General features: G+C 46.2%; 19 protein-coding genes and 1 pseudogene. 17 read left to right on the forward strand and 3 right to left on the reverse strand.

The annotated features are described in order from the left end of the window. Positions 1–92: 92 nt before the first annotated feature. The 10 genes and pseudogenes from AUL54_RS00365 to AUL54_RS00410 all read left to right on the forward strand — a co-directional run bounded on the left by AUL54_RS00365 (position 93) and on the right by AUL54_RS00410 (position 8,389). A complete protein-coding gene (locus AUL54_RS00365) occupies positions 93–575 on the forward strand; it encodes a glutathione peroxidase (RefSeq protein WP_016936690.1) in 483 nt (160 codons plus the stop codon). Beyond that, positions 572–1,034, forward strand: a pseudogene (locus AUL54_RS21860) (HD domain-containing protein). The gene AUL54_RS00365 and the pseudogene AUL54_RS21860 overlap by 4 nt, the downstream one beginning before the upstream one ends. A gap of 68 nt (positions 1,035–1,102) precedes the next feature. Beyond that, a complete protein-coding gene (locus AUL54_RS00375) occupies positions 1,103–2,236 on the forward strand; it encodes a conserved virulence factor C family protein (protein WP_060962496.1) in 1,134 nt (377 codons plus the stop codon). Positions 2,237–2,494: 258 nt separating this feature from the next. Continuing rightward, the gene (ilvD, locus tag AUL54_RS00380; RefSeq protein ID WP_060962497.1) at positions 2,495–4,171 is read left to right on the forward strand and encodes a dihydroxy-acid dehydratase; all 1,677 of its coding nucleotides are present in this window, start codon (positions 2,495–2,497) and stop codon (positions 4,169–4,171) included. An 82-nt stretch (positions 4,172–4,253) separates the two neighbouring features. Continuing rightward, complete coding sequence (locus AUL54_RS00385; protein ID WP_060962498.1) at positions 4,254–4,688, forward strand: BrxA/BrxB family bacilliredoxin; 435 nt, start codon at positions 4,254–4,256, stop codon at positions 4,686–4,688. A gap of 39 nt (positions 4,689–4,727) precedes the next feature. Continuing rightward, positions 4,728–5,498, forward strand: coding sequence for a class I SAM-dependent methyltransferase (locus AUL54_RS00390; RefSeq protein WP_060962499.1), 771 nt, complete (start codon positions 4,728–4,730; stop codon positions 5,496–5,498). Between the two features lie 263 nt (positions 5,499–5,761). Then, positions 5,762–6,370, forward strand: a complete 609-nt coding sequence (locus tag AUL54_RS00395) for a YpjP family protein (RefSeq protein ID WP_060962500.1) — start codon at positions 5,762–5,764, stop codon at positions 6,368–6,370. A 100-nt stretch (positions 6,371–6,470) separates the two neighbouring features. Beyond that, complete coding sequence (locus AUL54_RS00400) at positions 6,471–7,265, forward strand: thymidylate synthase (RefSeq protein ID WP_060962501.1); 795 nt, start codon at positions 6,471–6,473, stop codon at positions 7,263–7,265. After that, positions 7,262–7,747, forward strand: coding sequence for a dihydrofolate reductase (locus AUL54_RS00405; protein WP_060962502.1), 486 nt, complete (start codon positions 7,262–7,264; stop codon positions 7,745–7,747). The genes AUL54_RS00400 and AUL54_RS00405 overlap by 4 nt, the downstream gene beginning before the upstream one ends. Before the next feature lie 21 nt (positions 7,748–7,768). Continuing rightward, a complete protein-coding gene (locus AUL54_RS00410; protein ID WP_060962503.1) occupies positions 7,769–8,389 on the forward strand; it encodes a lysophospholipid acyltransferase family protein in 621 nt (206 codons plus the stop codon). A gap of 41 nt (positions 8,390–8,430) precedes the next feature. Here the strand turns inward: AUL54_RS00410 and trhA are convergent, their stop codons facing one another. Both trhA and AUL54_RS00420 read right to left on the reverse strand, forming a co-directional pair. Continuing rightward, positions 8,431–9,069, reverse strand: coding sequence for a PAQR family membrane homeostasis protein TrhA (gene trhA / locus AUL54_RS00415; RefSeq protein ID WP_016936682.1), 639 nt, complete (start codon positions 9,067–9,069; stop codon positions 8,431–8,433). Between the two features lie 15 nt (positions 9,070–9,084). Further along, positions 9,085–10,071 carry a sigma 54-interacting transcriptional regulator gene (locus AUL54_RS00420; protein WP_060962504.1) on the reverse strand — a complete coding sequence of 329 codons (987 nt, stop codon included), beginning with the start codon at positions 10,069–10,071 and terminating at the stop codon, positions 9,085–9,087. A gap of 184 nt (positions 10,072–10,255) precedes the next feature. Here AUL54_RS00420 and ilvA point away from each other — a divergent pair, with 184 nt between their 5' ends. The 5 genes from ilvA to AUL54_RS00445 all read left to right on the forward strand — a co-directional run bounded on the left by ilvA (position 10,256) and on the right by AUL54_RS00445 (position 13,954). After that, positions 10,256–11,524: a threonine ammonia-lyase IlvA gene (ilvA, locus tag AUL54_RS00425; RefSeq protein ID WP_016936680.1), complete on the forward strand. Its 1,269-nt coding sequence runs from the start codon at positions 10,256–10,258 to the stop codon at positions 11,522–11,524. Between the two features lie 92 nt (positions 11,525–11,616). Further along, positions 11,617–11,868 carry a DUF2535 family protein gene (locus tag AUL54_RS00430; protein WP_016936679.1) on the forward strand — a complete coding sequence of 84 codons (252 nt, stop codon included), beginning with the start codon at positions 11,617–11,619 and terminating at the stop codon, positions 11,866–11,868. A gap of 98 nt (positions 11,869–11,966) precedes the next feature. Next, entirely contained in the window at positions 11,967–12,548 is a 582-nt protein-coding gene (locus tag AUL54_RS00435; RefSeq protein WP_029575231.1) for an SCO family protein, read from the forward strand. 77 nt (positions 12,549–12,625) lie between these two features. Next, a complete protein-coding gene (locus AUL54_RS00440) occupies positions 12,626–13,381 on the forward strand; it encodes an SGNH/GDSL hydrolase family protein (protein WP_060962505.1) in 756 nt (251 codons plus the stop codon). Positions 13,382–13,390: 9 nt separating this feature from the next. Further along, positions 13,391–13,954: a YpmS family protein gene (locus tag AUL54_RS00445; RefSeq protein ID WP_016936676.1), complete on the forward strand. Its 564-nt coding sequence runs from the start codon at positions 13,391–13,393 to the stop codon at positions 13,952–13,954. Between the two features lie 51 nt (positions 13,955–14,005). Here the strand turns inward: AUL54_RS00445 and AUL54_RS00450 are convergent, their stop codons facing one another. After that, a complete protein-coding gene (locus tag AUL54_RS00450) occupies positions 14,006–14,431 on the reverse strand; it encodes a MarR family transcriptional regulator (protein WP_060962506.1) in 426 nt (141 codons plus the stop codon). Positions 14,432–14,559: 128 nt separating this feature from the next. On the opposite strand from AUL54_RS00450, the gene msrA reads away from it, so the two are divergent. Beyond that, positions 14,560–15,093: a peptide-methionine (S)-S-oxide reductase MsrA gene (msrA, locus tag AUL54_RS00455; protein WP_047474523.1), complete on the forward strand. Its 534-nt coding sequence runs from the start codon at positions 14,560–14,562 to the stop codon at positions 15,091–15,093. Between the two features lies 1 nt (position 15,094). Beyond that, positions 15,095–15,529, forward strand: coding sequence for a peptide-methionine (R)-S-oxide reductase MsrB (gene msrB / locus AUL54_RS00460; protein ID WP_060962507.1), 435 nt, complete (start codon positions 15,095–15,097; stop codon positions 15,527–15,529).

Genomic DNA, 15,529 nt, shown 5'->3' on the forward strand with positions numbered 1-15,529 from the left:
TTACCGGTAAATGGAAGGGAAAAGCGGTTTCCGTTTGTTTTGCATTGTAAAACAGTTAAAATAAATGAAGAATGAAAGAAGGAGGGGCGCAGATGACAATCTACGACATAAACGTACGGACCATAACCGGCGAAGACATGACGCTATCGGCTTACAGGGGCAAGGTGTTGATCATTGTGAATACAGCGAGCAAATGCGGGTTCACGTCCCAGCTCAAGCAGCTTCAGGAGCTCTATGATACATACCGGGAGGAAGGGCTTGAAATATTAGGATTTCCCTGCAATCAATTTATGAACCAAGAGCCCGGAAACGAGGCGGAAATTCAGGAATTCTGTGTGAAAAATTACGGCGTCACATTCCCGATGTTTGCGAAAGTGGATGTCAATGGAGCAGACGCTCATCCTCTTTTCACATATTTGACGGAGAAGGCGAAGGGGATGCTCGGCACAAAGGCGGTCAAATGGAATTTCACTAAGTTTATTGTGGACCGAAACGGCGAGGTCACCGGGCGTTTTTCTCCAAACGTCAACCCGAAGGAGCTTGAAGATACAGTACAGAGGCTTTTGGCTCTATAAGAGGTGACACGGTGAACGAAAAAGAACCGCTTATCAATGAAAGAACGGGCCATGACAGGCTTCATATTTCCCGGATCGCAACACTTTCTGTTTGTATTGCAAAAGAAGAAGGCGCACCGAGGCGGCCGCGTTGGTTCATGATCTAATTGATGATAAGCTCGAAGAAAGGCTGACGGCGGGCGGAGTGACAGAACGGCTGGCTGCTCTTTCAACATCGCGCATGACTCCGTTCGGGAGATCGCGGATATGATCACAGGGATGTCATTTTTGCACAGGGAACCGCTGAAAAAACAGCCGCTTTCATTGGAAGGAAAAGTTGTTTCAGGATGCAGACATGCTTGATGCGATCGGCGCTGCGGGTATCGGCTCGGCTTAATGAATACAAAAACAGGGGCCGGATTGGCAGGGGAGCGGCATCAATTTCTATTGCAGTTTGCCGCCAGCATGACAAAAAGCTAAGCGGGGCAATAGAACGCTTGTGCAGGCTGTGTTAGAATAAGTGTCAGATTGTGCATAGGAGGACCAAAATGAAGATTAAATCAATAGAACCGACGCCGAGTCCGAACACGATGAAAGTGATCTTGACCGAAGAGCTTCCGGCAGGCAAAAGCAACAATTACAAGCCGGATCAGGCAGAAGATGCTCCGGCCGTCGTACGTGATATTTTAAAGATTGAGGGAGTAAAAGGCGTTTATCATGTTGCTGATTTTTTGGCTGTGGAGAGAAACGCCCGTTTTGACTGGAAGGAAATTCTGCCGCAAGTCCGATCAGCCTTCGGAATGGAACAAACGGAGCAAACTGAGAGCCGTTCTGAACAGGAATCATTCGGAGAAGTGAAGGTTTTCGTCCAAATGTTCAGCGGAATCCCGATGCAGGTCAAATTGACGGACGGCGAACGTGAAGAACGGTTCGGCCTTCCGGAACGTTTTCAAGAAGCCATATTAAAGCTGCGTTCGGAAGCCTCAAATGTCGTATTTGAGCGCTCCTGGAAAGAACAAGGCGTCCGCTTCGGGGATTTTACCGAAATCGGACACGATGTCACAGAAGAGCTTCAGGCTGCTTACAGTGATGAGCGGCTCAAACGCCTGACCGAAGCGGCTGCACAGCAAAAGGGTGAGGCCAAGCCGGCAGTGCAGCGGAAAGCTTATAAAGTGACTCCGGACATGCTCGATGATGAAGACTGGAAACAGCGCTATGCCCATCTTGAGCAAATGGACCCGGATGAAGACGATTTACCTGTATTGGAAAAAGCGCTTCATGATCCGAAGACCTCGATCAGAAGACAAGCCGTCGTCTATTTAGGAATGATCGAAAAGCCGTCTGTGCTTCCGCTTTTATACAAAGCGCTTGAAGACAAAACGGTGACGGTCAGAAGGACGGCGGGTGACTGCCTGTCAGATATCGGCGATGCGAGCGCGATTCCGGCAATGATAAAATCGCTCAGTGACTCAAGCAAGCTCGTGCGCTGGCGCGCGGCCATGTTTTTATATGAAGTCGGCGATGAAACAGCGCTGGAAGCATTAAAAGCGGCGGAAGACGATCCGGAATTCGAAGTCAGCCTGCAGGTCAAAATGGCGATTGAACGGATTGAGCACGGAGAAGAGGCGAAAGGTTCAGTCTGGAAACAAATGACTGAAAGCAGAAAAAAAGAACAGCAGTAATAAAAAGGTGCGCCATGCACCTTTTTTATTTGAATTCACTTTTTATAAAAATTATTTAGAATATTGTTGAAAAATGATTCAAAACTCTATATAGTAAGTACAATATTAATTGTTGGAGGGTTTTTATCGATATACAAAAAGAATACGAAAGCGGACAGGGCGGAAACGCTGTAACTGGAGATATATACAGAATGCGCCCTTAAATAAACTGAAAATTTTAAAAATATCGCACAGTCTAAAAACAGTAGGGGGATCACCATGGCAGAATTACGCAGCAACATGATCACACAGGGAATTGACAGAGCGCCGCACCGCAGCCTGCTTCGCGCTGCCGGCGTAAAAGAAGAAGACTTCGGCAAGCCGTTTATCGCGGTCTGCAATTCATACATCGATATCGTTCCCGGACATGTTCATCTGCAGGAATTTGGAAAAATCGTAAAAGAAGCAATCAGGGAAGCGGGCGGAGTCCCTTTTGAATTTAACACAATCGGAGTAGATGACGGAATCGCAATGGGGCATATCGGAATGAGATATTCGCTGCCGAGCCGTGAAATCATTGCCGATTCAGTTGAAACGGTCGTCTCGGCGCACTGGTTTGACGGAATGGTCTGCATTCCGAACTGTGACAAAATTACGCCGGGAATGCTGATGGCAGCTATGCGGATTAATATCCCGACCATTTTTGTCAGCGGCGGGCCGATGGCAGCCGGCCGCACAAACGACGGCCGCAAGATCTCGCTTTCTTCAGTATTTGAAGGCGTCGGCGCCTATCAAGCCGGGAAAATCGGTGAAGGCGAACTGCAGGAGCTGGAACAGTTCGGCTGTCCGACGTGCGGATCTTGTTCAGGCATGTTTACGGCAAACTCGATGAACTGTCTGTCTGAAGCGCTCGGTCTGGCGCTTCCGGGCAACGGAACAATTCTTGCGGCTTCTCCGGAAAGAAGAGAGTTTGTGAGAAAATCAGCGGCCCAATTGATGGAAACCATTAAAAAGGACATTAAGCCGCGTGATATCGTCACAGAAAAAGCGATTGACAACGCGTTTGCGTTAGATATGGCTCTCGGCGGCTCAACCAACACAGTGCTTCATACGCTTGCGCTTGCCAATGAAGCGGGAGTCGAGTACTCATTAGAACGCATTAACGAAGTGGCTGAACGAGTACCTCACTTATCAAAATTGGCGCCGGCCTCGGATGTCTTCATTGAAGATCTGCATGAAGCGGGCGGAGTCTCTGCGGCCCTTAATGAATTGGCGAAAAAAGAAGGCGCGCTTCATCTTGACGCGCTGACTGTGACAGGCCGGACACTCGGAGAAACAATAGCAGGTCATGAAGTAAAGGATTATGACGTGATTCATCCGCTTGACAATCCGTTTACCGAAAAAGGCGGTTTGGCCGTGCTGTTTGGGAATCTGGCTCCGGACGGCGCCATTATCAAAACAGGCGGCGTACAGGACGGGATTACAAGACACGAAGGCCCCGCTGTCGTCTTTGATTCACAGGATGCCGCGCTTGAAGGCATTATAAACCGCAAAGTAAAAGAAGGAGACGTTGTCATTATCCGTTATGAAGGTCCAAAAGGAGGTCCTGGCATGCCGGAGATGCTCGCTCCGACTTCTCAGATTGTCGGAATGGGGCTTGGCCCGAAAGTGGCGCTTATTACAGACGGACGTTTTTCAGGGGCGTCCCGCGGCCTTTCAATCGGCCACGTATCCCCTGAAGCGGCTGAGGGCGGCCCGCTCGCATTCGTCGAAAACGGAGACCATGTCATCGTTGACATAGAAAAACGGATTTTGGATGTGCAAGTGCCTGAAGAAGAATGGGAAAAACGTAAGGCGAATTGGAAAGGCTTTGAGCCGAAAGTCAAAACAGGATATCTTGCACGGTATTCCAAACTCGTGACAAGCGCCAATACGGGCGGAATCATGAAAATTTAAATCAGTGGCCTGAACAATTGAATTCCAGCTCCCTCTATAGTATCCTTGACATCATATCAGGATTTTAGAGGGGGCTGTTTTTATGTCAATGGCTTATGAAGAATATATGCGCCAGCTGGTCGTGCCGATGCGCCGCGAGCTGACGGGCGCGGGTTTTCAGGAATTAACGACGGCGGAAGAAGTGGAAAGCTTTATGGAACAAGCTGAGGGCACGACATTGGTCGTTGTCAACTCCGTGTGCGGCTGTGCCGCGGGTCTTGCCCGTCCGGCTGCGACTCAGGCTGTTTTACAGCATGAAAAAGCGCCTGATCATACGGTTACCGTATTTGCCGGTCAAGATAAAGATGCGACTGCAAAAATGCGTGAATATTTTACGGGGCAGGAACCTTCCTCGCCATCAATGGCGCTGTTAAAAGGGAAAGAGGTCGTTCACTTTATTCCCCGCCACGAAATCGAAGGGCATGACATGGAGGAAATTATGAAAAATCTGACGAATGCCTTCGATGCACACTGCTGAAATGCCCGAATTCCGGGCATTTTCTTTTTGGAGAAATAAATGATCACAACCAGTTACAGACCTAGCGAATATACGATACACACAGCACAGTCTCTCAGTGACAGGCTGGGTGACACCTATTGCAGCCGCAATAAACAGCCCATTGAAAAAATGCTGGAACGAGCGGCAAACGATCTTTTGGTCATTGGAAAGGAACGGTTCGAACTTTACACGAAGCAAGGGGAAAAGTTCTTTTTTCACCCGAATACAGCGATGTTCCGGGCAAAGCGGTTATTGAAAGGGGAAGCCGAGCCGATGTTAAAAGCAGCCGGTTTACGCGAAGGGGACTCCTTTTTAGATTGCACGCTCGGCCTGGCATCCGATGCGATTTTGGCAAGCATGGCTGTCGGAAAAAGCGGACAAGTAATCGGCCTGGAGAAAAATGAGCTTGTCTCATTGCTTGTTAAAACAGGCCTTCAAACGTGGGAAACCGGTATTGAACCGCTGCAAGCCGCCATGAAACGCATTCAAGTCAAGCATGCCGACTGCGCCGATTATTTGCGGGAGCTTCCTGATTCATCGGTAGATGTCATCTATTTTGACCCGATGTTTCACGAACCTGTTGAAACGTCAGACGGCATTGCGCCGCTCCGTGCGCTGGCAGAAGAAGGTTTTAACGAAGAGTGCATCACGCAAGCCGTTCGGGCGGCGAAAAAATGCGTAGTGCTTAAAGACCATTGGAAAAGCCCGCGGTTTGAACGATACGGCTTCAAGGTGCTGAAAAGAAAAACGGCGCTTTTCCACTTCGGTGTCATTCATGTAAGCTCATGATATCATGAGCTTCTCTTTCGTTAATCAGTGATTTCCATCACGATAAAATAAAGCAGCGTGAGAAGTGATACAGTCGCAAATAAAGCGTTAATCATCTCATCCCCTCCTTTTTCTCTTTCTTATTGTAAGCGGTTTAGCCGCTCGGTCACAGTTACCAATTTCCCATATTGTATGATCAGGCGCTTCCGGACATGACGCCGCGCTTTGATCTATGCTAGAATATAGGGACAAGAGGACAATAAAACAGAGGGGAACTATCTATCATGAAATTGTGGATGAAAAAGACCCTTGTGGTTCTGTTTACCATTGTAACGTTCGGGCTCGTGTCTCCTCCGGCTGCTTTGATGACAGACAAGCCTTCAGGACAGTCGAGCAGTCTTGAGCAGAATGATTACACCGCTTTTTATGATGAACACTCCCTGCCGGGGGAAGAGAAGGCAGGGCGGGAGCCTGAGTTACAGTTTCAATCGTATCAGCAGCAGCTTCTTGGTGATGCTGAAAATCAATCACTTCTAAAATTCGGCAGCAAAATCTCTCCGGTCATTGAAGATGATTACAGAAGTGAAATTCTGCCGAAAATCGAAGATGTGATCACAGGGCATTTAGCCAAGTTTCAAGATGATGAAGCGTATCAGGATGTGGTCATTTCCAGCAAGCCGTCAGCCGGAAAAACCGAAAAAATTTTTCATGTGTATAACAGGCTGACGGGTGAAGATCTTTTAAGATTCCACGTCCGCCGGGATCATCCTCCGCAAGACGGCTACTGGTTTAATTTTCATTACCATACCGCTGAAGACGGATTCCAATCACACCATGAGCTCGGCAGCATTTATTGGGACCGGAATACGCCGCCTGACTGGATGAGCGTGTAATAACGTGAAGAAATAAAAAAATCATTTCTGAGAAATTTTGCAGAAATGATTTTTTATTGTGTTACACTACTAAAAGACTACGTTAAAAGGATGAAAAAAGATGAAACAATATAAAGATTTGTGCCGTCATGTGTTAGAAAACGGAGAAAGAAAAGGAGACCGTACGGGAACGGGGACGATCAGCACGTTCGGCTACCAAATGCGTTTTAACCTTCAGGAAGGTTTCCCGATGCTTACGACGAAAAAGCTCCATTTTAAATCAATCGCGCACGAGCTGCTTTGGTTTTTAAAAGGAGACACGAATGTCCGCTACCTTCAGGAAAACGGAGTACGCATCTGGAACGAATGGGCCGATGAAAACGGAGAGCTCGGACCGGTTTACGGCTCTCAATGGCGCTCATGGCGCGGAGCGGACGGCGAGACGATTGATCAAATCTCCCGGCTGGTTCATGACATCAAGACCAATCCGAATTCCCGGCGGTTAATCGTCAGCGCGTGGAATGTCGGCGAAATTGATCATATGGCGCTTCCTCCTTGCCACTGCCTGTTTCAGTTTTATGTCGCTGACGGAAAACTGTCGTGCCAGCTTTACCAGCGGTCGGCGGATGTTTTTCTCGGCGTGCCGTTTAATATCGCGTCTTATGCGCTTTTAACAATGATGATCGCGCATGTGACGGGTCTTGAACCGGGTGAGTTTGTTCATACGTTCGGAGACGTCCACATTTATCAAAACCATGTGGAACAGGTGAATTTGCAGCTGACAAGAGATGTCCGCCCGCTGCCGAAACTGCGGTTTGCGCGCAACGTTGATTCTATTTTTGATTTTACGTTTGAAGACTTTATCATTGAGGATTATAACCCGCATCCGCATATAAAAGGAGCTGTCAGCGTATGATTTCGTTTATTTTTGCGATGGATGAAAACCGGCTGATCGGAAAAGATAACGATCTGCCTTGGCACCTTCCGGATGATCTCGCATATTTCAAAAAAGTGACGACTGGACACACCATTGTGATGGGGCGGAAAACGTTTGAATCAATCGGACGTCCGCTTCCGAATCGGCGTAACATCGTTGTAACTTCACGGGACGAATCCTTATTTCAAGGCTGTACTGTCGCTTCCTCGGCTGAGGAAGTGCTCAAACTGACCCCCGGGAATGAAGAATGCTTTGTAATCGGCGGCGCCCAGCTGTACAGTGCGCTCTTTCCATATGCGGACAGACTCTACATGACTAAAATTCATCATGTCTTTGAAGGTGACCGTTTTTTTCCGGAGTTTAATGAAGCTGAATGGGAATTGACATCCCGCAGACAGGGAGTAAAAGATGAAAAAAATCCTTACGATTATGAGTACCTTGTATACGAGAAAAAGAATTGAGATCGAGCAGGGGGGCAAGAATTGATTCGTTACGGCTGCCTTGTCATGTACGTTGTATTTATGTTCATGAAAAATATTCAGGAATATATCAATCTAAAAGAGCTTGACCCGCGGCTTTCTTTTCAAAAACAGATGAAACGGGTGTACGAACAGCCGAAAGCGTTTATGAGGGGCTGCATTGACGTGTCGGGATCGGTAATCAGCATTCATCATGATCGGCCGATACCGGACGGACCTGTATTGTATGTGCACCCCAGATTAGGTGTGGGTGATCTTGTGCTGCTTGCGGGACATCTTGAAGATCCGGCTGGTTTTATCGCCGGCAAGAAAGCTTTCCGGATGCCGTTTCTCGGGAATTGGCTGAGACTGATGGGCGTCATTTGTGACGGAGACAGCCGGGACGTGCGTCAGGAGGCGGAAGTCCGCCTGCAAAAAGGACAAAGCCTGATTCTTTCTGAAGACGGCAAAATCAATCCGGAGGAACTGGCCCTGCGTTTTGACCTTCCGATTGTTCCGGTCAGCACAACGGGAACAGACCGGCTGCTTCGGGGCAGATTATTGAAACGGCTGAAACCGGCTGACATTGAATTGCATGTCAAGCCCGCTTATTATCCGGCCGTTCAAAAACGGCTCCGTGCATAAAAAAAGCACAGTCTCTTTACGAGAGGCTGTGCTTTTTTATTTCAGATAAAGGGAACTTTGACACAATAAAATAAAATACAGAAAAACATTGAGGCGCTGCCTCCTAAAACAAAGCTGTGCCAAATGGCGTGATGAAACGGGATCTTTCTCCAAATATAAAAAACGGTGCCGGCGGAATATAATAAGCCGCCGAGAAGAAGAAGGCCGAATCCCGGGCCTGACAGCGAAGCGTACAGCGGTTTAATGGCGACGATAATCAGCCAGCCCATCATTAAATAGACAAGCGTTGAAAAAATGATAAACCGCTTCACGAAAAAGATTTTAAACACGATGCCTCCGAGGGCAAGCGACCAAACGATAATTAAAAGAGTCAGGCCGAGTGCGCCTTTAAGCGGCCCTAATAAAAATGGCGTATATGTCCCCGCTATTAAGACGTAAATCGCGGAGTGATCCACAATCTCAAGAATGTCTTTCGTTTTTTTATGCTGAATGCTGTGCAGGAGAGTCGAGCTGAGATACAGAAGCAGCATTGAGGCGCCGAAAATCGAGAAGCTGGCGATGTCTGTCGGCGATCCGTATTTCACCGCGAAGATAATGAGAAAAATCAGCGCCGGAATCGACAGCAATACACCGATTCCGTGTGTGATGGCATTTGCGATTTCTTCTTTAATCGTGAACAATCAAATGTCCTCCTTTTAAAGGATTTGTTTTTGCAGTGACTGCAAAAAGCCTAATCCTTCTATTGTGATTTTTGTTCCTGCGCGTCCCCGGCCTTTTGTGACATAGTTCATCTTTTCTAAGTAATCAAGCCTGTTTCTGACCTGCTGAGGCGTCAATGTCATTGTGCCGTTCTCACTTAATTCGGATATGCTCCGTCTGCTGGCGGGTTCGCCTTTGGCATTTAAGCCTTTGATTGATTCCAAAATAAACAAAAATTCTTCTTTCTCCATCAATGTCAGGCGCTTTTCTTTTTTCTTGGCGGTTTTCGCTTTCTGGCTGTTTTTGATATACGGCGGGACATCCTCGGGATAAATCGTACCGCCGGAGGCTGCCGCAGCCATATAATGCGCCGCGTTTTGAAGCTCTCTGATGTTGCCGTTAAAGGTGTGCCGCTCAAACAGCGGATAAACGGACGGATCGAGATGCAATTGCTGCCCAGAGGCTGCCAGCATATGCTGAAGAAGGAGCGGTATATCGCCTTTTCGTTCAGATAGAGCAGGGAGCTGAAGGCATAACACGTGAAGCCTGTAAAATAAATCTTTGCTGAACGTGTTTTCCGTATCGGCAAGATCCGCCGTGCTGCTTGCAATGATGCGGGCGGAAAGCCCGGCATCAAGCTCCGAAAGAAGGCGGGCCTGTACCGACAGCGGCATGTCTCCGATTTCATATAAGAATAATGTTCCGCGGCGGGCCCTATTTAATGCACCTTCAGCACAGAACAGTTCATGATTGAGCCGCTCTTCGCTTTGGCTGCAGTGAACGGTAATAAATAGTTCGCTGTTTCTGCGGGATTTATGGTGGATCGCTGCGGCCATTTGTTTTTTTCCGGTTCCGACTTCACCCGTGATGAAGACAGGCAGATCCGATAAGGCGAATTTGGCGGCCAATCGTTTCGTTTCTAAAAAGGATTTATGTTCGCCGGCTAGCTGATGAAAGGGATCAGATTGTTCAATTACAGTCATGAATTGGCTCCTTTTGGTTCTAATTGGTTTAAGTATAACATGTTTTCACCTTTGAAAATATCTTTTTCTTATGAATCGGTTTATTTAATTTTATTTACGAAATTCAAATAATTATCTTATTATTTGAATATTCATGTTATAATGGCATATTAAATAGGGATTTAAATAAGAAAGGACTCTGTAAATGAAACCGTTACTTAAAGAAGACTCTCTCATCCAGGTAAAAGACATTTTAAAAGCGCACCAAAACGTAAAGGACGTTGTGATACATACGCCTTTGCAGAGGAATGACAGACTTTCTGAGAGATATGACTGCAATATCTATTTGAAAAGAGAAGACCTTCAGGTGGTCAGATCATTTAAGCTCAGAGGGGCTTATAATAAAATGAGACAGCTCTCAAAAGAGCAGACTGAAAACGGAATTGTCTGCGCCAGTGCGGGAAACCACGCGCAGGGGGTTGCGTTCTCATGCAAACATCTCGGCATTCACGGCAAGATTTTTATGCCGTCAACCACACCGAGACAAAAGGTATCTCAAGTGGAGCTGTTCGGAAAAGAATTTGTTGAAATCATATTGACGGGTGACACTTTCGATGATGCATATAAGAGTTCTGCGGAATGCTGTGAAAAGGAAAACCGCACGTTTATTCATCCGTTTGACGATCCGGACGTCATGGCGGGGCAGGGAACGGCTGCCATTGAAATTTTAAATGACATTGACGTTGAGCCGCATTTCCTCTTTGCGAGTGTAGGGGGAGGAGGACTCCTTTCCGGTCTGGGCACGTACATGAAAAACATTTCGCCGGAAACAAAAATCATAGCGGTGGAGCCGAAGGGCGCAGCTACATATTTTGAATCGAAAAAAGCCGGACAAGTCATTGAACTTGAGAAAATCGATAAATTTGTTGACGGGGCGGCTGTAAAAAAAATCGGCGCGGAAACTTTTCAGACGCTTGAAACCGTAGTTGATGACATTCTTCTTGTCCCGGAAGGAAAAGTGTGCAGCACGATTCTCGAATTATACAATCAATGCGCCATCGTAGCTGAGCCGGCGGGCGCATTGTCCGTGTCGGCACTTGATCTGTACAAGGAAGAGATTAAAGGAAAAAACGTCATCTGTGTGGTCAGCGGAGGGAATAACGACATCGGCAGAATGCAGGAGATGAAGGAACGCTCCATGATTTATGAGGGGCTGCAGCACTATTTTATCGTTAATTTCCCGCAAAGGGCGGGAGCGCTTCGCGAATACCTTGATGAAGTGCTCGGACCTGATGATGACATCACCCGGTTTGAATATACGAAAAAAAATAACAAAAGCAGCGGACCTGCATTGGTCGGCATTGAACTGAAACATCGGGAAGATTACGGCGCGCTCATTGCCCGGATGGACCAAAAAGGATTCCATTACGTAGAAGTGAATAAAGATCAGGACCTGTTCCACCTGTTAATCTGACTTTTTTTAAAACGGCCGCGCAAAATGACAGACACGCTTTCTCAGATTGTATATAATAAAAAGAAAACAATCGAAAAAGAAGGATTGATATCTTGTTACTCAAAAGCCTAGAGTTCAAACGACAGGACGGGATTCAGGTGAAAGTGACAGAAATACCGGTTGTCACGAAAGGTGAACATTATTTTTTTCAAATTCATCGGCACCTTGAGCTTTATTTGAGAGAAGTTTTTGCTTCACGAAGTGTGAGAACAGTGTATTCATTCCGACAATATGTTAAGCGCCGTATGAAGTGGAAAGATTACGAGGCCGTTTTCAACCAAGAGATATTGAAACATAACGCATGACGGCGCGCATTCCTTAGCGCCCTCCTTTTGATAAGGGAGGGTGCGGGGATTTTTTTATGATGAATGCTGTAAGCGTTTTATCCATGGGGGGAATGGAAATGAAAAAAATGAAAAGCTTCGCTGCCGTCATCTGTTTGCTGCTCTTGTGCGCCTGCGGGGGGAAGACGATAAAAGACCCGCTGAACTATCAGATTGAGCCGTTTTCATATCAGAACCAAGACGGAAAAACAGTGTCACTGAAAAGCCTGAAGGGGCATGTCTGGATTGCGGATTTTATGTTTACAAATTGTAATTCTGTCTGTCCGCCGATGACAGCCCATATGACTGAACTGCAAAAAAGACTGAAGGCTGAGAACCCGGATGTGCGGATTGTGTCGTTCAGTGTAGATCCTGAAAATGATACGCCTAAACAGCTGAAAGCATTTGCTTCCAAATATCCGCTCTCACTTCGCAACTGGGATTTTCTGACCGGTTACAGCCAAAAGGACATTGAAGATTTTGCGCTGAACAGTTTTAAAGCAATCGTCAACAAGCCGAAGGGGGAAGATCAGGTCATACATAAAACTTCTTTTTATTTAGTCGGACCTGACGGCAAGGTGCTCAAAGATTATGACGGCGTGCAGAAAGTTCCGTATGATGACATCCTCTCAGATGTCAAAGCGGCTGAGAAGCTCAAGTAAACTGGCAGATTAGACATTTTCAAATCTGAAAAAACATGTTACACTTTCCACTAGTAGACGGGGAAGGAGCAACCAGATTGAAGCTGCGAATGTTCTCATTGATCGCCGGACTGGCCTTGCTTTTATCAGCTTGTTCTGTCCAGCGCACCGGTTCTGATGCTGAAGAACCGAAAACGAAAGATCATATTGTCATAGCTGCGGTCGGAGATTCATTGACTGAAGGAGTAGGAGATTCTGACGGTTCAGGATACGTCGGCAAGGTGGCGGATTCCCTTAAGAAAAAGGGACATGTGAAAACGGTAGATATTAAAAATTATGCGGTGCAGGGCGACAAGACGTCTGACCTGCTTAAAAAGCTTGATGATAAAAAAGTGCAGAAATCATTGAAGGGCGCCGACTATATCTTTTTTACCATCGGCGGTAATGATTTAATGAAGGTGCTCCGCCAGAACGTTATGCAGCTGACGGTTCAGCCGTTCCAAAAAGAAGAGAAACCTTTTGAAAAACGGTTCAAGGCGATCATTTCAAAAATACGCAAATACAATCAAAACGCTGAGCTGGTGTATGTCAGCATGTACAATCCGTTCACATTTATGCTGCCTGAGTTAAAAGAGATTAACGGGGTTGTGACTGATTGGAACCAGATCGCCGCAAAAGAGCTGAAAAAAGATCCTCACGCCGCCGCGGTGAATGTTGAAGACTTGTTCAGTCAAAAAAGCGGCAGCAGCCGGATTTCAAAGGATGATGATTTTCATCCGAATGCAAAAGGGTATGCACTTATCGCCGATCGATTGTACGGCACTATTGAAAAACAAGGGTTACCAGCAGAATAGGGTGAAATGATGAAGAAATGGAAATCGCTGTTTTTTATTCTTCTTGCACTCAATGTGATTGCCGCCGCGGTAATCGTGACATTGATGGTTATGCCGGGAGAACAGGCGAAAATACAAGATGAGACAAAAAGCGAGTACGGCTTTCACATTACCAGCTCCAAAGAATCACTTGCCAGGTTTGTGAATTCGTACTTAAAAGAGAAGGCATCGAATCAGCTTGACTACAAAGTGGACATCAATAACGACGTGCACGTAGCCGGTAAAATCAAGGCGTTCTCAACATCTATTAATGCGGTTGTCACATTTGAACCGTCCGTACAAAAGAACGGAGATGTGGTTCTGAAAGTGACGAAGTTTTCATTAGGTGAATTAAGCCTTCCGATCAGCTTTGTGCTGAATTATATGGACAGCTTTTACGAACTGCCGTCATTTGTGCACGTTCATCCAAGTGATAAAAGCATTGAGGTCCGTCTGTCGGAAATGCCATTAGACAACGGTATGTATGTTAAGGCTGATAAAATCAATCTCGACACGGATGAAATTGAATTTTCCTATTATCATCCGAAGCAATAAGTTTTCATAAAAAAAACACAGATCCTTTCTGGGATTTGTGTTTTTTACGTTTCAGCGTTTTTTATCCAGCTTGCTGAACAGTTTGATTAACGTTGCAAGCTCTTCATCAGAGTAGCAGTCAAACCGTTTAAAAAAGTATTCTGTTTTTTTCTGGTTGAAATGATCGACAATTTTCTCCCCATCTTCCGTAATATGGATTCTGATAATTCGTCTGTCCTCTTTAGAACGGATGCGGGTAATCCATTCCTTTTCTACTAAAGCGTCAGTCACTGCGGTAATGTGGCTTGCGGAGACCTCAAGAATGGGAGCGAATTCCGTTACTTTTTTAGGTCCTTGTTCACTGAGAATCCACAAAATGGTGAATTCGTTCCTGGACAGCTCTTTATCTAGAATTTCATTAACTTCATTTCTGATTTGTTTAAACACTTTTCGAAGCAAAGCTTCCATATCATACATCATTTGTGTTCTTACTTTCAAAACATGAACCTCCAATATGTAGTCAGCGCGGCATTCATTTAGCTTCCCCTGAAAGCAGAATTATTTTTATTCTGTTTATACATGCTATAATATAATAATACCACGTATGAACAAAGGAGGGCACCCGTATGTCAGAAAAAAAAGAAATCGCCACATTTGCAGGCGGCTGTTTTTGGTGCATGGTGAAGCCGTTTGACGAACAGCCCGGAATTGAAAGAGTGGTGTCCGGTTATACAGGAGGCCATACTGAGAATCCGACTTACGAAGAAGTGTGCAGTGAAACGACCGGCCACAGGGAAGCCGTTCAAATCACATTTCAACCAGACATTTTCCCGTATGAAAAGCTTGTTGAGCTGTTTTGGCAGCAGATCGACCCGACTGACGCAGGCGGCCAGTTTGCGGACCGCGGAAGTTCATATCGGGCGGCGATTTATTACCATAATGATGAACAAAAAGAGATTGCTGAAGCCTCAAAAAAACAGCTTGAAGACAGCGGCATTTTTAAAAAGCCGATCGTGACAGACATTTTAAAGGCTGAGCCTTTTTATGAAGCGGAAGGCTATCATCAGCATTTTTATAAGAAAAATCCTGATCACTACGGGCGCTACCGTGTAGGCTCCGGACGTCAAGGATTTCTGGATGAACATTGGAGGGACAGATAGGATGGCTCTAAATAAAGAAGAAAAAATCAAATCATTAAACCGCATGCAATACGAAGTCACGCAAAACAACGGAACAGAGCCGCCATTTCAAAATGAATTCTGGGATCACAAAGAAGAGGGGCTTTATGTTGATATCATCTCAGGAAAACCCCTGTTTACTTCTCTGGATAAATTCGATTCTCATTGCGGCTGGCCGAGTTTTACCAAACCGATTGAGGAAGAAGAGGTTGACGAAAAACTGGATACAAGCCACGGGATGATCCGGACGGAAGTGAGAAGCAAAACAGCGGATTCCCACTTGGGTCACGTATTTAATGACGGCCCGGGGCCGACCGGTCTCCGTTATTGCATTAACTCTGCGGCACTCCGTTTTATTCCGAAGGACAAGCTGAAGGAAGAAGGCTATGAAACCTATCAGCATTTATTTGAGAAATAG

This window comes from Bacillus sp. SDLI1, from assembly GCF_001553895.1.
Lineage (GTDB): Bacteria > Bacillota > Bacilli > Bacillales > Bacillaceae > Bacillus > Bacillus siamensis.

Coding starts and splice junctions, on each gene's coding strand:
- ilvA (WP_016936680.1), top strand. CDS start 10,256: ATGAAACCGTTACTTAAAGAAGACTCTCTCATCCAGGTAAAAGACATT.
- AUL54_RS00375 (WP_060962496.1), top strand. CDS start 1,103: ATGAAGATTAAATCAATAGAACCGACGCCGAGTCCGAACACGATGAAA.
- AUL54_RS00400 (WP_060962501.1), top strand. CDS start 6,471: ATGAAACAATATAAAGATTTGTGCCGTCATGTGTTAGAAAACGGAGAA.
- ilvD (WP_060962497.1), top strand. CDS start 2,495: ATGGCAGAATTACGCAGCAACATGATCACACAGGGAATTGACAGAGCG.
- AUL54_RS00365 (WP_016936690.1), top strand. CDS start 93: ATGACAATCTACGACATAAACGTACGGACCATAACCGGCGAAGACATG.
- AUL54_RS00435 (WP_029575231.1), top strand. CDS start 11,967: ATGAAAAAAATGAAAAGCTTCGCTGCCGTCATCTGTTTGCTGCTCTTG.
- AUL54_RS00385 (WP_060962498.1), top strand. CDS start 4,254: ATGTCAATGGCTTATGAAGAATATATGCGCCAGCTGGTCGTGCCGATG.
- msrB (WP_060962507.1), top strand. CDS start 15,095: ATGGCTCTAAATAAAGAAGAAAAAATCAAATCATTAAACCGCATGCAA.
- msrA (WP_047474523.1), top strand. CDS start 14,560: ATGTCAGAAAAAAAAGAAATCGCCACATTTGCAGGCGGCTGTTTTTGG.
- AUL54_RS00420 (WP_060962504.1), bottom strand. CDS start 10,071: ATGACTGTAATTGAACAATCTGATCCCTTTCATCAGCTAGCCGGCGAA.
- AUL54_RS00445 (WP_016936676.1), top strand. CDS start 13,391: ATGAAGAAATGGAAATCGCTGTTTTTTATTCTTCTTGCACTCAATGTG.
- AUL54_RS00395 (WP_060962500.1), top strand. CDS start 5,762: ATGAAATTGTGGATGAAAAAGACCCTTGTGGTTCTGTTTACCATTGTA.
- AUL54_RS00405 (WP_060962502.1), top strand. CDS start 7,262: ATGATTTCGTTTATTTTTGCGATGGATGAAAACCGGCTGATCGGAAAA.
- AUL54_RS00390 (WP_060962499.1), top strand. CDS start 4,728: ATGATCACAACCAGTTACAGACCTAGCGAATATACGATACACACAGCA.